The organism is Variovorax sp. P4_B11 (assembly GCF_056402355.1).
In genome coordinates this window covers 159,011-175,760 of record NZ_JBFUHO010000008.1, presented here as the reverse complement: position 1 = coordinate 175,760, position 16,750 = coordinate 159,011, and the positions used below count along the sequence as shown (strand labels likewise).

The following is a 16,750-nucleotide window of genomic DNA, read 5'->3' as shown; positions in this document are numbered from 1 at the left end:
AATCAATAGGCCCCGCCGATGGCGTGGCGGGCAACGAAGTGGCCGGGTGCGACCTGCACCAGCGGGGGCACGTCGGGCTCGTCGCCGACGGCGCGGATCGGGCTCGGGATCTCGCCTTCGAGCAAGGCGTGCGGCTTGTGGCGGCGCGACGGATCGGCCACCGGCACGGCCGCCATCAGCTTGCGGGTGTAGGCATGCTGCGGCGCCTCGAACACCGCGCGGCGCGGGCCGATCTCGACGATCTGGCCCAGGTACATCACCGCCACGCGGTGGCTGATGCGTTCGACCACGGCCATGTCGTGCGAGATGAACAGGAAGGCCACGCCCAGCTCGCGCTGCAGGTCGAGCATGAGGTTGACGATCTGCGCCTGGATCGACACGTCGAGCGCCGACACCGATTCGTCCGCCACCACCACCTTGGGGTTGAGCGCGAGCGCGCGTGCAATCGCGATGCGTTGACGCTGGCCGCCCGAGAACTCGTGCGGATAGCGCTGTGCCACCTCGGGCGGCAGGCCGACCTTCTTCAGCAGCCAGTCGACGCGCCGTTGGGCCTCGGCGCCTTTGGCGATGCCGTGGATCAGCAGCGGCTCCATGATCGAGAAGCCGACCGTGACGCGCGGATCGAGCGAGGCGAACGGATCCTGGAAGATGAACTGGATGTTGCGGCGCAGGGCCTGCAGTTCGCGCGTGGGCAGCTCGCGGATGTTCTTCCCGCCGAACTCGATGGCGCCACTCTGGCTCTCGACCAGGCGCAGCAGCGAACGACCGGTGGTCGATTTGCCGCAGCCCGATTCGCCAACCAATGCCAGCGTCTCGCCGGGGTAGAGATCGAAGCTGATCTTTTCCACCGCATGCACGCGGCGCTTCACGCGGCCGAAAATGCCGCTGCGCACGTCGAAGCGTGTGACCAGGTCGCGCACGCGAAGGATCGGGCCGGCCTCTTCGCGCACGGTGGTCCGGGGCGTGGCGTTGGTGCGCGGCTCGGTCCCGGGGCTGTCCTCGGTGCGCAGCAGTTCGAATTTGGCCGGGAGGTCGGTGCCCTGCATCGCGCCCAGCTTCGGCACCGCCGACAGCAGGGCCTTCGTGTAGGGATGCTGCGGCGCGGCGAACACGGCGTCCGAGCTGCCCGCTTCCACCTTGTCGCCGCGGTACATGACGAGCACCCGGTCGGCAATCTCGGCCACCACGCCCATGTCGTGGGTGATGAAGAGCACGCCCATGCGCATCTCCTTCTGCAGCTCGCGGATGAGCTGGAGGATCTGGGCCTGAATGGTCACGTCGAGCGCGGTGGTGGGCTCGTCGGCAATCAGCAACTGCGGCTTGCACGACAGCGCCATCGCGATCATCACGCGCTGGCGCATGCCGCCCGAGAGCTGGTGCGGAAAGCGGTCGAGCACGTTGCGCGCTTCGGGAATGCGCACCAGCTCCAGCATGCGCAGCGCTTCGGCGCGCGCGGCCGAATTGCTCTTGCCCTGGTGGATGCGGATCGCCTCGGCAATCTGTTCCCCGGCGGTGAACACCGGGTTCAGCGAGGTCATCGGCTCCTGGAAGATCATCGCGATGTCTGCGCCGCGAATGCCGCGCATCGTGCCGTCGCGCGCCTGCGCCAGATCGAGCACCTCGCCATTGCGACGGCGAAACGCCATGCGCCCGCCGAGGATGCGGCCGCCGCCATGTTCCACCAGCCGCATCAGCGCGAGCGAGGTGACCGACTTGCCTGAGCCTGATTCGCCCACCACCGCGAGCGTTTCACCATGGTCGACGTGGAAGGACAGATTCTTGACGGCATCGACGCTGCGCTCGGAAGTCGAGAAGCGCACGGTGAGGTCGTCGACGGCGAGAACGCGACCGTCGGGGAGGGCGAGGGCAGGGGTGGACATGCGAGTGCGAGGGGAAGAGGGCGCGTGCGTCAGGCGAAGATGGCCGTGACCGGCGCTTCATCGCCGCGGGCGTGGCCGCGGTACATGCCTTCGGTGTTGAAGGCGAGGCTCAGGTTGCCGCGGCGGTCGACCGCGATCAGCCCGCCGCTGCCGCCGATGGCGGGCAGCGACTGCTGCACGACGGCGTGCGTGGCGGCTTCGAGCGATGCGCCGCCGTAAGCCATGCGGGCGCAGACGTCGTGGGCCGCGGCAACGCGGATGAACGTCTCGCCGCTGCCGGTGCACGAGACGGCCGCGGTGCGGTCGTCTGCGTAGGTGCCGGAGCCGATCAGCGGCGTGTCGCCGATGCGGCCGACGCGCTTGTTGGTCATGCCGCCGGTCGAGGTGGCTGCCGCAAGGTGGCCGTGCATGTCGAGCGCCACGGCGCCCACGGTGCCGAACTTGCGGTCTTCGTCGAGCGGCGGTGTCATGGCCTCGCCCTCGTGGTCCACGACCACGCGGCCGGTGTCGCGTACACGGTAGAGCTGTCGGCGGCGCGCCTCGGTGGAGAAGAACGAAGGCTCGACCATTTCCAGCCCGTGTTCACGCGCGAAGACTTCGGCGCCCGCACCGGCCAGCAGCACATGGGCGCCGTCTTCGAGCACGGCGCGCGCGGCGCGCACCGGTCGGCGGATGTGGCAGACGCCGGCAATCGCGCCGGCGGCGAGCGTGGCGCCGTCCATCACGGCAGCATCGAGCTCATGCGTCTCGTCGTGCGTGAACACCGCGCCGTGACCGGCGTTGAAGAGCGGGCAGTCTTCGAGCATCTCGACCGCGAGGCACACGGCGTCCATCGCGGATGCGCCCTCGAGCAGCATCGCCTGCGCGGCGCGCACGATGTTCTGCAGGGCGTCGTGGTACCCCTGTGCCTGCGCTGCGTTGGTCGTGGCTGCGCTGATGGTGCCTGCGCCACCGTGAATGGCGATGACGGGAATGCCGGGGCGTTTCATCGGGAAGATTTCCTCTTTCTCTTGGCGGTGTCGGTCTTGTCGGCCGCGGCGCTCAGGCCGGCGCGGTGCGTGCCGGTTTCGGCGCGCGGCAAGCCGTTGGCACCGTGCAGCCACGGTCGCACGGCCTGCAGGACGCGGCCCGCGGACTGCACCGCGCCCGGCGCACGCAGCGCGACGGCGCTGGTCAGGGCCTCGACCAGCGCGAGCACGCTGGTTTCGCAGTTCGGGCGGTAGCTGGTTTCGGTCTGGCAATACAGCGCCACGTCGGCCAGCGGCGCGAGTGGCGAGCTTGGGCGGTCGGTCAGCGCGAGCACGGCGCAGCCCTGGCCCTTGGCGATCTGTGCGAGCGCCACGGTGTCGGTGAGGTAGCGCGGAAAGGTCAGGCCGATGAACAGGTCCTGCGGCCCGGCATGCATCAACGTGCGCGCCGCGTGCGTGACGCCGCTGACGCTGGACAGCATCCGAACGTCGTTGCAGCTGCCGTCGAGCCCGTGCTGCAGCAGGCCCGCGAGCCAGGCGCTGGCGCCGAAGCCCGCGATGTAGATCGAGCGCGCCCGGCCGATGCGCTGCACCGCGGCCTCGCAGGCGGCGTAGTCGAGCGTCTGGCGCGTGGCTTCGATGTTGCGGCGGCTCTCGTCGAGGGCGGTGGCGAACACTTCGGCCACGGTGGTGGGGTGCTCGAGGTTGCCGCGCAAACGCTCCACCGGCGCCACGAGCGGCTCGAAGCCTCGGACCAGCTCCGCCCGAAAGGTGGCGTAGCCATCGAAATCCAGCGCGCGAGCAAAACGGTTGGCCGTGGCGATCGACACGCCCACGGCGGCGGCGAGTTCGTCGATGGGCAGCGTCGCGACCTGCAGCGGGTGTTCGAGCACGTAGTCGGCCACTTGCCGGTGCGAGCGGGTCAGTCGCGGCAAGGCCTGCGCAATGCGCTGGGCCACGGTGGTGCCCGGGGTGTCGACGTTGGTGCTCATGCGTGGGTTCATGCACCTCGGAAGGTGCGTCTGATGTAAATCAATTTACAAAATTGAGGCGGCAGGGAAATTTTCTGTCATTTTTGATCGGAACTGCAAGAAGCGGGCCAGAATGCAGGGTTTATGCGGATGCCGCCGCGCGCGAGGTCTCTCGGCCATACCGATGCGCGGACGTCCTTTCGCTAGAGTGACGGCCATGATCGTCAAGCCTTCCGCCTCCTTGCCGAGCGCCACCCGGGCGTACCAGCTTCATGTCGAACTCGAGGGGGTCCGCCCCAAGGTCTGGCGCCGGCTGCTGGTGCCCGTCACGATCGAATTGCCGCTGCTGCACGTCATGCTTCTCTGGGGCACCGGCTGGGGCGGTGGGCATCTGCATGAGTTCGTCTTCGGCGATGCGAGCTACGGTCCGGTCGAGCCCCTGTGGGAGCTGCCGGACGGTGTGCTCGACGAAGAGCATGTCACGCTGAAGGCCGCGCTGGGCGCGCGCAAGACCTTCGTCTACGTCTATGACTATGGGGACAACTGGCGTCACCGGGTCAAGATCGAAAAGATCGTCGAACTCGATGCGCCGATCTCGTTGGCTGTGTGCGTTGCCGGCGAGAACGCGTGCCCGCCTGAAGACGTTGGCGGTGCGCCAGGCTATGAGGAGTTCCTGGCCGCACTGGCCGATCCCGGCGACCCCGAGCACGAGGACCTCAAGGAATGGATCGGCGGATCGTTCGATCCCACCGCGTTCGACATCGACGAGGTCAACAAGCGCTTGAACCAGAGCGAGGACTGAACGCCAGCTGACCGTGCGTCGTGACCGCGACAGAAGCGCCTGCCGGACCCCGGCTCGGGCGCGGGGCGTTCAGCGGGGGATGCGGACATCGTGTTCGTTGAAACCGCCTTGATCGGCCTGGGCGTGACAGGCGGCGCAATTGGCGGCGCTCCGGACGCTTGGCAGGCTTCCAGGTGGCGGGCGCCACCTCGTGGTGTTTCCGGACGAACCAGGCCGAGCGCGTGATGCGGTCGTCCGGTGGGGGTTCGCTCCTGCGACCGCTGGTGGCGGCACCCGCCGCCAGCCAGTTCGCAAGCTCGCTCACCGTGCCGGGGTCCAGCGACGCATCGGTGCCGTAGTGGCGGGGCAGGTTCGCCATCAGGTGCTGCCAGGAAGCCGCCGGCAACATGCCGGGCGGGTAGGCGATATGACAGGCCGCGCATTCGGCGCGGTACTTCGGCAGCAAGGGCGCCCGTGCGGCCGGGTTGCCATCGCCGGCCCAGGCCTGCGAGGCGAAGAGCGCGGCCAGCACCCAGCCGCGGGCTCCGGCGAGGCGGAGGCGGGGTGGTTGAAGTGTCGACATCGCCGTGGCCTCAAGGCTTGAGTTGGATCAGCCAACTCAACACATCGGCCTTCTCCGCGGCGGTGCATTCGCGCCCCACCACGTCGTTGCAGTTGCGACGGAACCATTTGTCGGCCTTGGCGGCATCGGTGAACCGCTCGGCGTCGAAGGCCGGGGCCAGGGCCCCGATCGGCTTGCCGGTGGCTGCGTGCCGGCCCGGCGCCGTGGGCACCGCGCCGTGGCACGAGGCGCAGCTCCACTCGCGGCCGTGTCGGCTGTTGAACAGCGACTGTCCGCGGTCGGGATTCGCGGCGGCCCCGGCCTCCCTGGCGTACCCGGCGAGCAGCTCGGCAGGGGTGGCGGCAGCGGCCGCAGGGGCGATGGCGATGGCGACGATCCAGGCCGCGGCAGCGGACCAGCAGCGATGCGCGGACGGTTGCGAATTGACTACCTTCATGACGACTCCTTGGAAGCCATGGTGTCTTCGCGGTCTTAGCGTTTCCTTAACAGGGCGCGTCCGGCCCGACGGTTCCCCTCGGGATTGCCAGCCTGGATTCGCCGTACGACCAGCGCGCTCGCCACGGCCGCCCCCAGGACCGCCAGTGCCGCCAGCGCGTAGGTTCGCGGCAGGATCACGACCGGGAAGTAGAACTGGTCGGACTTCAGCAGGCCCGTGAGAGCGTGCCTCTGGTGCAACGGCCAGGCTGAGCCGCCGCCCTACACTCGCCAGAACGACATCAACCGGAGCTTCGAACCTTGAAAATCCCCGAAGCGACCCGTCGTGGTCGTCAAGTGACCGGCCACCGCGAGACGCCATGAATCTGGACGACCTGTCCGACGATCCCGAAGATACCGAACACAGCGCCGAGGAGCGTGCCAGTGCGGCCTCGCGCAGCACCTGGGTCAGCGTGGTCGTCAACCTGCTGCTGACGGTGACCCAGGTCACGGTCGGTTTGCTGTCCAAGTCGCAGGGCCTCGTGGCCGATGGCATTCATTCGTTGTCGGACCTTGTCGCCGATTTCGTGGTGCTCTTCGCGAGCCATCACAGCAAGAAGGAAGCCGACGAGGACCACCCGTACGGTCACCAGCGCTTCGAGACCGCCGCTTCCCTGGCCCTCGGCCTGCTGCTGCTCGCCGTGGGCGTCGGCATGCTCTGGTCCGCGTTTCGCAAGCTCGAGGCGCCCGAGACGGTTCAGCAGGTGCATGTCGCGGCACTCTGGGTTGCCGGCGGCGCGCTCATCGCGAAGGAACTGCTCTTTCGCTACATGCTGGCCGTCGCCAAGCGGGTGAAGTCGAGCATGCTGGTCGCCAATGCCTGGCACGCGCGTTCCGATGCGGCTTCGTCGCTGGTGGTCGGCGTCGGCATCGTCGGCAACCTGGCCGGCTATCCGATCCTGGACCCGATTGCGGCGCTCATCGTCGGCTTCATGGTGGCCAGGATGGGTTGGAGCTTCGGCTGGGATGCGTTGCATGACCTGATGGACCGCTCGATCGACGAACAGGAAGTCGAGGCGATCCGTCGCACGCTCACCGAGACCGAAGGCGTGCGCAACGTGCACGACGTGCGCACCCGCAAGATGGGCGACATGATCGTCGTGGACGCCCACCTCGAGGTCGACGCGACCATCAGCGTCGAACAGGGCCACGACATCGCGGTCACGGCCCGCCAGCGCGTGCTGCAACGGCATCGCGTGCTCAACCTCATGACGCATGTCGATCCGTGGCGCAGGCCGGACCTCGACCATGCGACAGCGGCGGGGCTGTCGGATCGATGAACAGGGCGCCGGCTTGAACGGCCCGGCCTTCAGCTCGATCACCCTGTCGAACTTCCTCGAGCACGGCGTCAATCCAGCCCCGCAAGCTGTTGACGAAGGCCAGTCCTCGCACGCGAGGCAGTTCATCAAGACGCACGACCGCTTCCACCACCCGGCCTTCGCGCAGGCAGCGTTCACGCCCGATGCCAGCCAGCAGCCCGCAGTGCAGCGCAGGCGTGACCCAGCGGCCGTCGAGCAGCAGCGCCACGTTGCCTCGCGTGCATTCGGTGATTTCGCCGCGCTCGTTCCACAACAGGGTGTCGAACACGCCGGCGAAGATCGGCGCGAAGGCGTCGTAGTGCTTTCGGCGGGTGGTCTTGAATCGCACGAATTCACTCGTCGCGGCCTCGAAGGCCCGATCTGCAAGCGCCAGGCGCACCTGCGGCGGCGAGGCATCCTGAGGGAAGACCTGAACTCGGTGGCGGCCGAGACCGTCACACAGCACCCGCACGCGCCATGCGCCCTCGGGGTGCAAAACGCGCAGTTCTTCAAGCTCCAGCGTCGCGGCCTCGGCGTTCCATCGATAGCCGAAATGCCTGGCTGCGGCCGCCATTCGGGCCAGATGCGCGTCGGCGTCGCGCAGGCGGCCGTCGACCAACGCGAAAGTCTCCAGCAGTTCGAAGGGGGCGCTGGCGCGCTCGAGGAAGGCTCTCTTGTTGCGCCACTCCTCCCATTCGCCGTCGAGCCTGGCATCGGCCGTGATCCCACTGCCGATGCCGCAGCGAGCGCCGTCGGCATCCAAGGTGACGGTCCGGATGGGTACGTTGAAGGTCGCGGTGCCCCCCGGCTGCACCACGCCCACAGCCCCGCAGTAGATGCCTCGAGGTTCGGGCTCGAGCCGGCGGATCAGGCGCATCGCCGCCACCTTCGGCGCTCCTGTGACGGAGCCGCATGGAAACAGCGCCGCGAATATATCGGCCAACGTGCTGCCCTCGCGCGTGGATGCCTCGATGTCCGAGGTCATCTGCCAGAGCGTAGACAACGCCTCTGTCTGAAAGAGCCGCGACACACGCACCGAGAACGGCTCGGCGATTCGGGACATGTCATTGCGCAGCAGGTCGACGATCATCACGTTCTCGGCCCGCTCCTTGACAGAGTTGCGTAGCCGGCCGGCCGCAGCGGCATCGTCGGTCGCGTCGATCCCTCGTGCGGCCGTGCCTTTCATGGGGCGCGCCAGCAGGCGTCCATCGCGCCAGTCGAAGAACAGTTCCGGCGAGACCGACAACACCTGCTCGCCACCCGCGTCGATGTAGGCCGCATAGCCGCCGGGCTGCGCGCGCTGCAGTGCCGCGAACAAGGCCTGGGCGCGCCCTTCCCCTGCCCCTTCAGCCCCGGAGCCTTGCAGGCGCGCCGTATAGTTCACTTGGTAGACCTCGCCTGCCGCGATGGCGCGATGCAGTTCCGTCAGCGCGGAATCGAAGGCTGGGCGCGATAGGGTGTCGCGCCAGGCCACCGACACCGAATCCGGCTCGACGTCGTCCGGGCCGGTCTCGGGCCAAGGATGGGCCGAATCGTGGATACCGAACCAGGCGAGCGGTCCATCGGCTTCATGCACCACCAGCGCAGGGTCGAACGCCGGTGCCGCCTCGTATCGCAGGTAGCCCACGCACCAGTGGCCCCGCATCGCTCGTTCGTGCACCGCCTCGAGCAGGGGCCGCACCTGGTCAGGCGAGTGCGCCACCAGCGTCTCGATGGGTGGGCCGAACACGCGTCGCAGCCGCGGCGCAGTGGTGTCGCCCGGAGAAGAAAAGTCGATCCGAGCCGAAATGATCACCGCGCGGCGTTCTCGGCCATGCGCGGAGCCCGGGCTGCGCCCGAGAATTCGCGTTCGGTCTGGTCGGGCGTACAACGGGCGCCAACCGGCAGAGCGCTCAGGCCGCGGTACACCGCATTGCCGCTCCAGCGCGGCTGGGCGTCGACCAGGCGCAGATGCGGGAACCGATGCAGCAGGCGATCGAGGACGATCTGAGCCTCCATCAGCGTCAGGCTGGCGCCGATGCACACATGCGGCCCGGCACCGAACGACAGCAAGCCGCCGGGGCGGCGCGCGATGTCCAGCCGATCGGCCTCTGCGTAGCGCACCGGATCGCGGTTGGCAGAGCCGATGAGCGCGACCACCAGGTCGCCGCGGCGCAACTGCTGACCGTGCAGCACCAGATCGGCCGCCACGCGACGGCCGGTGTACTGCACCGGGCTGTCGAAGCGAAGCAGTTCGCGCACCGCGCCCGGCAGCAAGGCGGGCTCGTGCCGCAGGCGCTGCCATTGGTCGGGATCGGCGAGGAGTGCCTGCAGGCCGTTGCCCAGCAGGTTGCGCGTGGTCTCGTGGCCCGCGAACAGCAGCATCGCGCATTGGGCGAGCAGTTCGGCACCGGGCTGGATGTCGCCCGCCGCCTCGGCCCGCAGCAGCCGGCTCACGAGGTCGTCGCCCGGGGTGCTCTGGCGCTGCGGCACGAGGTGTTCGAAGTAGCCGGTCATCGCCAGCAGGCTGGTGCGTGCGCGCCGTGCCTGCTCGAGCGACGGCAGGGGTGCACCGATGAAGGTCGCCAGATCGTCGGACCAGGCGATGAAGTCGCCACGATCGGCCGCGGGGATGTCCATCAGCATCGCCATCACCTCGGCCGGCAGCGGCCGCGCCAGTGCCTGCATGAAGTCGAAGCCCGCGTCGGCATCCACCGCGTCGAGCAGGGCGTCGACGCGCCGCTCGATGGCCGGCGCGAACTGCTGCAGGACGTCGCTGCGAAAGCCTGCGTTGAGCACGCCGCGGATGCGCGTGTGGTCCGGCGCGTCGACGAACAGCATCGCCCGCGCGAAGAGCTGCTGGAAATCCCTCAGCTCGCTGCGCGCGGCCGGGCTTTGCATGACCCAGCCGCCGGTGCGCTGCGCCGAGAACCGCACGGCATCGCGAAGCACCGCCTCGACATCGGCATGGCGGGTCAGCAGCCACGCACCGCCGAAGAACTCGTCGCTCCAGTGGATCGGCCCGGCCTCGCGCAGCGCGGCGTAGGTCGGATAGGGATCGGCGCGGAATGCCGCGTCGATGATCGGGCGGCCGAGCGGGCGCGGCGGCGGCGCCAGCACCGCGTTCATCGTTGGCTCTGGGCCTTCAAGCCCAGCCGCTCGAACAGCGCCCGGTCGCGCTCGGCCTGCGGATTGCTCGTGGTCAACAGCTTGTCGCCGTAGAAGATCGAGTTGGCGCCGGCGGCAAAGCACAGCGCCTGCAGCGCCTCGTCCATCTGCTCGCGCCCGGCCGACAGCCGCACCATGGTCGTCGGCATCGTGATGCGCGCCACCGCGATGGTGCGCACGAACTCGAAGGGGTCGAGCGGCTCGGTGCCGGCCAGCGGCGTGCCGGCGACCTGCACCAGGTTGTTGATCGGCACCGACTCGGGATAGGGCTCAAGGTTGGCCAGTTGCGCGATCAGCCCGGCGCGCTGGGCGCGGCTCTCGCCCATGCCCACGATGCCGCCGCAGCAGACGTTGATGCCAGCGTCGCGCACATGACCCAGCGTATCGAGCCGGTCCTGGTAGGTGCGGGTGCCGATGATGTTGCCGTAGAACTCGGGGGCGCTGTCGAGGTTGTGGTTGTAGTAGTCCAGCCCCGCATTCTTCAAGTCCCGGGCCTGCTCGGCTTCGAGCATGCCGAGCGTCATGCAGGTCTCCAGGCCCAGCGCGCGGACCTCGCGCACCATGTCGGTCACGCGCTCCATGTCGCGCGCCTTGGGGCTGCGCCAGGCCGCGCCCATGCAGAAGCGCGTGGCGCCTTGGGCCTTGGCCGCCTGTGCTGCTTCGACGACTTCCTGCAGCGGCATCAGCTTGCTCGCCTCGACGCCGGTGTCGAAGTGCGCGGACTGCGGGCAGTAGCCGCAATCTTCCGCGCAGCCACCGGTCTTGATCGACAGCAGCGTGGACAGCTGCACCTCATTGGCGTCGAAGTGCTCGCGATGAACCTGCTGAGCCCGAAACAGCAAGTCCATGAACGGCAGCGCGAACAGGGCCTCGATCTCTGCGACGCGCCAGCGCGCCTCGGCTTGTGTCGCGGTGCGAGAAGCCGCAGGGCGCAGCGCGGCGAGAGAAATGGTGTTCGTCGTCATGTGGATTCCAATCGTGAGTTGTGTTTCGCGTTGAAGACTTGTCTCAAAGGCCAAAGAGCGTCCGCAGCGCTGCATCGTCGAGGTGGGCCGAAACTGCCGCAGGGTCAGGCCTGGCCAGCCGGGGAACGACGCCCAGGCAGGGCGCCTGCCAGTGCCGCCACAGTTCATGGCCAAGGGTGGCAAGGTTGTCGTCGCGGTGGAGCATGGCCGGATCGACGGTGTTCGCGACCCAGCCTGCCAGTCGCAGACCGCGCGCACAAATCGCCTCGGCGCTGAGCAGTGCATGGTTGATGCAGCCGAGCCGCAGCCCGACCACCAGCACGACCGGCAAGCCCAGGTCCATGGCGAAGTCGGCGCTGTCGAAGTCCGGCCCGAGCGGCACACGAAACCCGCCAACGCCCTCGGCTATCAGATACTCGGCGCGCGTCGCGAGCGCCAGGGCGCCTTGCAGCAGGGCGGCGCGCTCGATCGAACGGCCCTCGAGCGCCGCCGCGATGTGCGGTGCGCAGGCATCCTCGAACTGGAACGGCCCGACTTCGGCATCGGCCAACGCCACCGAACTCGCATTGCGCAGCGCGCGCACGTCCTCGTTGATGTCCTCGCCATCGATCACCTCGGTGCCGGCCGCCACCGGCTTGTAGCCGGCACAACGCTGGCCCTGCTCGCCGAGCCAGTGCAGCAACGCGGCGCTGATGCGCGTCTTGCCGACCTCGGTGTCGGTGCCGGTGACAAAGCAACCACGCATCGCAACGGAAGTCATCGCAGCGTCCCGGCGGCCCGCGCCAAGCCATCGAGGAGCGCCTGGACATCCCTCGGCGTGTGCGCGGCACTCAGCGTGATGCGCAGCCGTGCGGTGCCCGTGGGCACCGTCGGCGGGCGGACCGCCGGCACCCACAGGCCCTGGGCGTCGAGCGCTGCCGCGAGGTCCAGCGCCGCGGCGTTGTCGCCGACGATCAGCGGCTGGATCGCGGTCGAGGAATCGGCCAGGCGCCAGCCGAGACCGGGGTGCTCCTGCGTCAATGTCGAGAGGCCGTTGCGCAGCATGGCGATCGATTGCGCCAATCGGGCACGCCGCTCTTCGCCCTCGTCGCCAGCGATCAGGCGCAGGCTGGTGAGTACGGCATGCGCGATCGCCGGTGGTGCCGCCGTGGTGTAGATGTAGCTGCGCGCCGATTGCACCAGCCAGTCGATCACGCTCGGGTGGGCGGCCACGAAGGCCCCGCCCAGGCCCACGGCCTTGCCCAGCGTGCCCATGTAGATGAGGCGCTCGCTGCGCAGGCCGAAGTGCGACAGGCTGCCGCGGCCGTGCGGGCCCAGCACGCCGAAGCCATGGGCGTCGTCAATGACCAGCCAGGCATCGTGCGCCTCGGCCAAGGTCAGAAGGGCCGGCAGGTTGGCGAGGTCGCCGTCCATGCTGAAGACGGCATCGGTCACGATCAGCTTGATCGGTGTGCTGCATCGCCCGAGATGGCTCGCCAGCACATCGAGCCGGCCGTGGGGGTAACGTTGCAGCGGCGCCTTGGCCAGCAGCGCGCCGTCGACCAGCGATGCATGGTTGAGCTTGTCGGCGAAGATCGTCGCGCTGGCATCGCCCAACGCGGTCAGCAGCGCCAGGTTGGCCATGTAGCCGGTGCAGAAACTCAGCGCGCGCGCCTCCGGGATGCAGGGCGACAGCCAGCGCGCGAGCTCGTCCTCGAGCAGCACATGGGCACGCGAATGACCGCTGATCAGATGCGACGCGCCGCTGCCGGCGCCAAAACGGCGCGCGCCTTCGGACAGCGCCTCGATCAGGGCCGGATGGTTCGCCAGCCCCAGGTAGTCGTTGCTGCAGAAGGCCAGCATGTCACGCCCGGACACCCGCTGATGCGGCGCACACGGCGACTCGGTCGCGCGGCGCTGCCTTCGCAGCGCCTGGGCGTCGCGCTCACGCAGTCGGTGGTTCAGGTGTTCGATCAGCATGGGCGTTCTCGATGTCGGCCGTGGCGTCCAGCGTTGCCATCACGCGTTGCGCGAGCCAGGCTGCCAGTTCGTTGTCCAGCACATAGGGCGGCATCAGGTAGACGGTACGGCCGATCGGGCGGATCAGCAGTTCGCGCGCGCGGCCGGCGAGGTGGAAGCGTTCGGCAAAGCGCTCACCGACGAAGCTCTCCCGCACATCGAGCGCCCAGATCATCCCGCGCTGGCGGAAGTGTTCAACGCGCGGGTCGTTCTGCAAGGGAGAGAGCGCCGATGTCAATGCCGCAGCGCGCTGCCGGTTGCGCTGCAGGACGTCGTCCTCTTCGAATCGGTCGAGCACCGCGAGCGCCGCCCGGCAGGCCAGTGCATTGCCGGTGTAGGAGTGCGAGTGCAGGAAGCCGCGCGCAACGTCGTCGTCGAGGAAGGCCTCGTAGATGTCGTCGCGCGTCATCACCAGCGACAGCGGCAGGGTGCCGCCGCTGATGCCCTTGGACAGGCAGACGAAGTCCGGCCAGATCCCGGCCTGCTCGCAGGCGAAGAAGGTGCCGGTACGTCCGCAGCCCACTGCGATCTCGTCGGCGATCAGGCTCACCTCATAGCGGTCGCACAGCGCTCGCACCATGCGCAGGTAGGCCGCATCGTGCATCGCCATGCCGGCGGCGCCCTGTACCAGCGGCTCGATGATCAGCGCGGCGATGTGCGCATGGCGCGCTTCGAACAATGCCTCCAGCTCGGCGGCGGCACGCGCGGCCACGTCCACCGCCGTCTCGCCGGGTCCGGCCTGGCGTGCGTCGGGCGACATCACCTGGTGGGCCCGCATGAGCAGCGGATCGTAGGCGTCGCGGAACACCGCCACGTCGGTCACCGCCAAGGCGCCGAGCGTCTCGCCGTGGTAGCCCTGGCGCAGGCAGACGAACTCCCGCTTTGCCGGACGCCCGAGGTTGCGCCAGTGGTGGAAACTCATCTTCAGCGCGATCTCGACCGCCGAGGCGCCGTCGCTGGCGAAGAAGCAATGGCCGAGCACGCCACCGGTGAGCGCCGACAGGCGCTCGGCCAGCTCCACCGCCGGTGCGTGGGTGCAGCCGGCCAGCATCACGTGCGGCAGGCGGTCGAGCTGGTCCTTCAAGGCCGCATTGATGCGCGCATCGGCATGGCCGAACAGATTGACCCACCAAGAACTCGTGGCGTCGAAGTAGCGATGGCCTTCGTGGTCGATGAGCCAGGGGCCTTCGCCGCGCGCGATCGGCAGCGGCGGGACCGCTGCGGCGCGCTGCATCTGGGTGCAGGGGTGCCAGACGCTGCGCAGGCTGCGCTGCTGCCAAGCCGCATTTTGGCCGATGGGTGTGTGCATGCAATGAATATGAGGAGTGCTGCGTGTGCCGCCCCGGCTTGGGACTCGAGCGTGACGGTGCGGCTGGAACTGATGGGCGTGTCCGCCCAAGGCGAATCAGAGCGGAAAGCGCCAACGCTCAGGCCGCGGCGGCCTCAGCCGAAGCTCGCTGTACCGGGATGTGGGCGCGTTCTTCATCGATGAAGCAGGAGCCTTCGTCGTGCAGTTCGCAATCGGTGACGGTCGCGCAGTGGATCTTGGACTTGAGCAATGAACGAAACATCAGGATGAGACGAAACAGATGGGGAAGAGGCAGTGGATCTCGCTGGCAGCCTCTGCTCTGGACCCATGCGCGAAGGCGCCGAATGCTAGTAGAGAACCATCAAAAGAAAAATTCCGGACAAGGTACTTTGCACCTGTCGATCTCAAGCAAGGTGCGCGAAGCAGGCGGTGTCGTCTGCGCCGCCGGCCTCGACATCGCCCATTTTTCCTGTTGCTGCCGCGACGGGTGCCCCGGGCCAACGCATGGCGCGAATCGGGGTTTCAGAGATTGCCCTATGAACGTTTGAACTACACCGGATTCAGCAAAAAGTCACGACTTTCTCACTACCGTCGCTCGGATCCCGAATTCTGCCTGCGCGAGCTTACTCAATGCGGCACTCGAACGGGGTGTCAACCGCGCCCCGGGCGGTGTTCTGCAGATGGAAGGGCGCCGGCGCCCTGCGCAAGCGGATCAGGTTGCTGCGGCTGAAGCCCTTGCCGTGGCGCAGGCCGAGGTCGGCGGCCAGGGTGTCAATCAGCGCCTTGCCGTACTCGGCGCGCCCCGGCCCGGCCTGCTCGAACTTGACAATGTGGCGGCCCACCTGCCAGTAGGTCTCGACGAGCCGGGTGTTGACGGCCTGCACCCATCCCAAGTGGGTCGCCTGGTCGCCTTCTACTGGCTCCCGCTTCGGCGCGCGATCAGGCGCCGCAGCGCAGCACGCAGCCCCGCATTGGGCCTGTGGCCTGACCCGATCGGTCGCTCACGGAAAAGCGCACGCTGCTCCTCGAGCGCAACGCGAAGCGCTGCGACGCTGCGTTTGCTATAGGGCCAGACTCCCGAGACAACATGTTTTCCGGCGGTGCGGGGAGTCACCCGAACGTTGACAGCGCCGATTCGCTTCAGCGCGTCAGCGCGCGAGGTTGCCTGTTGGGCGGGCCCGCCTAGCGCGCGGATTGGACGCGAGAAGGAGAAACTGATTGCCTGAATCTGGTCGAAATGCTCCGAGATATAGGCGCAGAGTTCGAAGAAGATCAGGCGTCCGATGTGACGCGGTTCGGCAAGTACCACCTGCGTCGGCGCGAACGCCTCGATGTGTATCTCTGTGCCGTCCTGGCGCAGGATGACCGGGTCAAGCGTCCCCAGGAGGACGTTGCCGTGGTAAATGGACAAGGGCTGGCCGAGCTGATAAGTCGCTTCTCCCGGCCCCGTGAACCGCAGTTTCTCGTAAATCATAGGGACGTGTGGGACAGGCCGAGGCTATCGAAAAAATCGTCCGTGCACACCTTCCCTTTCGGGCAGTAGACAGCGGTCCCCCCGAAGCCCACAGTACCAAAAAGGGTGGGCGACCAGGTTCATGCCGTTTTCACCCGGGCGATGGCGCTCTCCGGGGAGCCAGCGGCACAAGCCAGGAAGTACGTCGAGCCTGATTTGACGACCGAAGACTCGACGCCGACCCCCAAGCCAGCGCCGCCATCGCAGACGCCTGCAGAGATGCGACAGCGAACGAGGAGACAGGATGGCGAGACTGATCATGATGGACGGGCCGGGCAAGACCCGGCAGATTGACTTGCAGCCTCAGGAGACCCGGATCGGACGAGCGCCAGGCTGCGACGTCGTCCTCGATTTCGAACAGGTGAGCCGCGTTCATGCATCAATCACCATCGGGCCTACCTTTGTGGGGCTGAAGGATCTCGGGAGCCGCAACGGAACCTTCGTGAACGGGGTCAAGATCGAGAGCCAGGTGCTGGCGAATGGCGATAGCATCAAAATTGGCGATTGCGAAATGCGCTTTCTAGTGAGCGACCAGCAATACAGCCAGATTGAAGCCTTGCGGTTGCTCACGGTGCCCGGCCTGCCCATCGATATCGATCGACCCGCGATGCCGGCGCGCAACACGCCGCGTTAGGCGACGCTGCAGGGATCAAACTGCTTTTTGCGTCGAGCGGGCCCATTTGCCGCACCCCGGTCGGCATGAACTTCATCGACAATTGCGAAACCCCTTTCGATGCCGGGTCTGCATCGGTCGTTTGGTCGTCGAGTGCAAATCGACACACCGATGCAGACACCACCCGTTTGTTCGAGCAAACCCTGATGTCGACGAATACATGCAGATACGGGCCCTGGCCTGGCCGCCG

15 protein-coding genes and 2 pseudogenes are annotated in these 16,750 nt (G+C 67.8%); 3 read left to right on the top strand and 14 right to left on the bottom strand.

Features of this window, described 5'->3' with window-relative positions; translation table 11 throughout:
- Positions 1-2: 2 nt before the first annotated feature.
- The 3 genes from AC1DYD_RS11135 to AC1DYD_RS11125 are packed head-to-tail and all read right to left on the bottom strand — an operon-like array spanning position 3 to position 3,840.
- The gene (locus AC1DYD_RS11135) at positions 3-1,880 is read right to left on the bottom strand and encodes a dipeptide ABC transporter ATP-binding protein (RefSeq protein ID WP_478172786.1); all 1,878 of its coding nucleotides are present in this window, start codon (positions 1,878-1,880) and stop codon (positions 3-5) included.
- A gap of 29 nt (positions 1,881-1,909) precedes the next feature.
- Positions 1,910-2,869, bottom strand: a complete 960-nt coding sequence (locus AC1DYD_RS11130) for an isoaspartyl peptidase/L-asparaginase family protein (RefSeq protein WP_478172785.1) — start codon at positions 2,867-2,869, stop codon at positions 1,910-1,912.
- Positions 2,866-3,840 (bottom strand): MurR/RpiR family transcriptional regulator, encoded by a 975-nt coding sequence (locus AC1DYD_RS11125; protein WP_478172784.1) that lies wholly within the window; start codon positions 3,838-3,840, stop codon positions 2,866-2,868. The genes AC1DYD_RS11130 and AC1DYD_RS11125 overlap by 4 nt, the downstream gene beginning before the upstream one ends.
- 196 nt (positions 3,841-4,036) lie before the next feature.
- Here AC1DYD_RS11125 and AC1DYD_RS11120 point away from each other — a divergent pair, with 196 nt between their 5' ends.
- Positions 4,037-4,621, top strand: coding sequence for a plasmid pRiA4b ORF-3 family protein (locus tag AC1DYD_RS11120; protein ID WP_478172783.1), 585 nt, complete (start codon positions 4,037-4,039; stop codon positions 4,619-4,621).
- A 69-nt stretch (positions 4,622-4,690) separates the two neighbouring features.
- On the opposite strand, the pseudogene AC1DYD_RS11115 reads toward AC1DYD_RS11120, so the two are convergent.
- Positions 4,691-5,183, bottom strand: a pseudogene (locus AC1DYD_RS11115) (diheme cytochrome c).
- Between the two features lie 10 nt (positions 5,184-5,193).
- On the bottom strand, positions 5,194-5,619 hold the full coding sequence (locus tag AC1DYD_RS11110; protein WP_478172782.1) for a DUF1924 domain-containing protein: 426 nt from the start codon (positions 5,617-5,619) through the stop codon (positions 5,194-5,196).
- A 358-nt stretch (positions 5,620-5,977) separates the two neighbouring features.
- Between AC1DYD_RS11110 and AC1DYD_RS11105 the strand changes: the two genes are divergently transcribed.
- Positions 5,978-6,937, top strand: a complete 960-nt coding sequence (locus tag AC1DYD_RS11105; protein WP_478172781.1) for a cation diffusion facilitator family transporter — start codon at positions 5,978-5,980, stop codon at positions 6,935-6,937.
- On the opposite strand, the gene AC1DYD_RS11100 is transcribed toward AC1DYD_RS11105, so the two are convergent.
- From AC1DYD_RS11100 to AC1DYD_RS11060, 9 genes and pseudogenes are all read right to left on the bottom strand, one after another.
- Entirely contained in the window at positions 6,864-8,534 is a 1,671-nt protein-coding gene (locus AC1DYD_RS11100) for a bifunctional chorismate-binding protein/class IV aminotransferase (protein ID WP_478172780.1), read from the bottom strand. The two genes, AC1DYD_RS11105 and AC1DYD_RS11100, sit on opposite strands and share 74 nt — an antisense overlap.
- A 212-nt stretch (positions 8,535-8,746) precedes the next feature.
- Positions 8,747-10,063 carry a cytochrome P450 gene (locus AC1DYD_RS11095; RefSeq protein WP_478172779.1) on the bottom strand — a complete coding sequence of 439 codons (1,317 nt, stop codon included), beginning with the start codon at positions 10,061-10,063 and terminating at the stop codon, positions 8,747-8,749.
- Positions 10,060-11,067, bottom strand: a complete 1,008-nt coding sequence (gene bioB / locus AC1DYD_RS11090; RefSeq protein ID WP_478172778.1) for a biotin synthase BioB — start codon at positions 11,065-11,067, stop codon at positions 10,060-10,062. Before bioB ends, AC1DYD_RS11095 begins: the two co-directional genes overlap by 4 nt.
- Before the next feature lie 43 nt (positions 11,068-11,110).
- Entirely contained in the window at positions 11,111-11,827 is a 717-nt protein-coding gene (gene bioD / locus AC1DYD_RS11085; protein WP_478172777.1) for a dethiobiotin synthase, read from the bottom strand.
- On the bottom strand, positions 11,824-13,026 hold the full coding sequence (gene bioF, locus AC1DYD_RS11080) for an 8-amino-7-oxononanoate synthase (protein ID WP_478172776.1): 1,203 nt from the start codon (positions 13,024-13,026) through the stop codon (positions 11,824-11,826). Before bioF ends, bioD begins: the two co-directional genes overlap by 4 nt.
- Positions 12,992-14,374 carry an adenosylmethionine--8-amino-7-oxononanoate transaminase gene (gene bioA / locus AC1DYD_RS11075; protein WP_478172775.1) on the bottom strand — a complete coding sequence of 461 codons (1,383 nt, stop codon included), beginning with the start codon at positions 14,372-14,374 and terminating at the stop codon, positions 12,992-12,994. The genes bioF and bioA overlap by 35 nt, the downstream gene beginning before the upstream one ends.
- Positions 14,375-14,543: 169 nt before the next feature.
- Positions 14,544-14,636: pseudogene (locus AC1DYD_RS11070) on the bottom strand (aspartate 1-decarboxylase); the annotation flags it as partial.
- Positions 14,637-14,997: 361 nt separating this feature from the next.
- Entirely contained in the window at positions 14,998-15,258 is a 261-nt protein-coding gene (locus tag AC1DYD_RS11065) for a DUF1016 N-terminal domain-containing protein (protein WP_478172774.1), read from the bottom strand.
- 29 nt (positions 15,259-15,287) lie between these two features.
- A complete protein-coding gene (locus tag AC1DYD_RS11060) occupies positions 15,288-15,848 on the bottom strand; it encodes a hypothetical protein (protein ID WP_478172773.1) in 561 nt (186 codons plus the stop codon).
- 283 nt (positions 15,849-16,131) lie between these two features.
- Here AC1DYD_RS11060 and AC1DYD_RS11055 point away from each other — a divergent pair, with 283 nt between their 5' ends.
- Positions 16,132-16,521, top strand: a complete 390-nt coding sequence (locus tag AC1DYD_RS11055) for an FHA domain-containing protein (protein WP_478172772.1) — start codon at positions 16,132-16,134, stop codon at positions 16,519-16,521.
- The last annotated feature ends 229 nt before the right edge of the window (positions 16,522-16,750 follow it).